The sequence below is a fragment of the Carnobacterium sp. ISL-102 genome (genome assembly GCF_018612935.1).
Lineage (GTDB): Bacteria > Bacillota > Bacilli > Lactobacillales > Carnobacteriaceae > Carnobacterium_B > Carnobacterium_B alterfunditum.
The window spans coordinates 1-1,679 of sequence record NZ_JAGGRF010000050.1 but is presented as its reverse complement, the minus strand read 5'-3'; the positions used below and the strand labels follow the sequence as shown (position 1 = coordinate 1,679).

General features: G+C 38.5%; 1 protein-coding gene. It reads left to right on the top strand.

Annotation, left to right across the window (positions count from 1 at the left end; genetic code table 11):
• Positions 1 to 309: 309 nt before the first annotated feature.
• On the top strand, positions 310 to 1,389 hold the full coding sequence (locus J7E16_RS11025; RefSeq protein ID WP_214891700.1) for an IS30 family transposase: 1,080 nt from the start codon (positions 310 to 312) through the stop codon (positions 1,387 to 1,389).
• Positions 1,390 to 1,679: the final 290 nt, after the last annotated feature.

The window sequence follows — 1,679 nt, the reverse complement described above, 5'->3', positions numbered from 1 at the left end:
AGTTATAAGACCATTTATTAATTGCAAGCCAGCAACTAACTATAATTTTACTCATTTCACTCTGTGCTTTATTCTAGTCTACCCACTATTTGGGTAAGCAATTGCAACTTCTATATTCTAGAATCAAACAACAAACCTAGTCCACTTAATAAAATAAAAACTGTTATATTATTTTTTACGATTGTAGATAAATTGTTTGATGGCGGATTTTATAATGAAGTTAGCCACCGCTAACTAAAAAAAACGCCACGTGAATTTCATGTTATATTGAAGTTACCACTAACTCTCAATAGACAAGGATGAATTCACATGACGCAAACTAAGAATAACATAGATTCACGTAAGGGAAAACACCTTTCTTATGCCGAACGCTGCCAAATCGAGGTTCTAAAAAAGGAAGACTATTCAAACCGAAAAATAGCTGACGTTCTTGATCGGGCTCCTCAAACGATTAATAATGAAATCAAAAGAGGAACCATTACACAATTAAAACGCCAAAAACAAAATGGTAAGGTGTATGACTATTATGACTCTGTTTATAGTTCTGATGCGGGACAAGCTCACTACGATAAAGAGCGTCTAAACTCTGGTAGACGGCCTAAATGGGCCGATACAGAGACTTTTATTAATTGGGCTGATGACAAAATGATCCATGAAAAGTGGTCCCCAGATGTCGTCGTTGGTTTTGCTTCAAATCAGGGATTGTTCGATTCTAAGATCATTCCCTGCACGACCACTCTTTATCAGTGGATTGATCGAGGAGTCATGAAAACAACGAACTTAGATTTACTTGAAAAGCTATCTCGTAAACTAAAAAAACAGGACCCTAAATCTCGTCTGAACAAGCGAATATTAGGAAGATCCATAAACGAGCGCCCAGCCGTCGTCGAAAATCGAGAAACATTCGGCCATTGGGAAATCGATACTGTCGTAGGAAACAAAACGAAATCAGATACGGTTTTACTGACATTAGTCGAAAGGCAAACACGTTTTGAAGTCATCTTAAAATTGAATGGAAAAGATGCTTATTCAGTTGACCGAGCAGTCCATGTACTGCGAGAACGTGCTGGAGATAACTTTAGTCGTCTGTTTAAAACGGTAACCTCCGACAATGGATCTGAATTTGCAGGACTGCACGAAGCCCTGCACGATGTAGCGGATGTTTATTTTAGTCATCCTTATACTTCCTGGGAACGCGGGACTAGCGAGAACCAACATAAACTGATTCGACGTTTCCTTCCCAAAGGCAAGTCAATGGCGGATGTGAGCAAAGCTCAATGTCTACGGATTCAACAATGGATGAATGATTATCCTAGAAGAATCCTAGATTATCAGACACCACATGACTGTTTCGTGAAGGCATTCCAACAAGAACGTACGGCTGTTTGATCCTTGAGAATTTAACAATTAGGGCTCAACTCAGTTCAGTTCAATAGCTAGAAAGTAAGGCGTAAAATAGAATAGCTACAAGTGGCTAACTTAAACTTGAAATTTTCGAAATAAATTTAAATGGTCTATTTAACCAAATCACCTAATCTAAAGATTATAGACTAATCTTTTTTCAAGCATTGACGTCGAACTCCGCATCCTTTAGTTGAGCTGCGTTCGACAGGCTCTCGGAAAAAACAGAATCTCTACAAGGCTGGAACATACTCTGCGAGATTCTTTGTTCTTCTGTC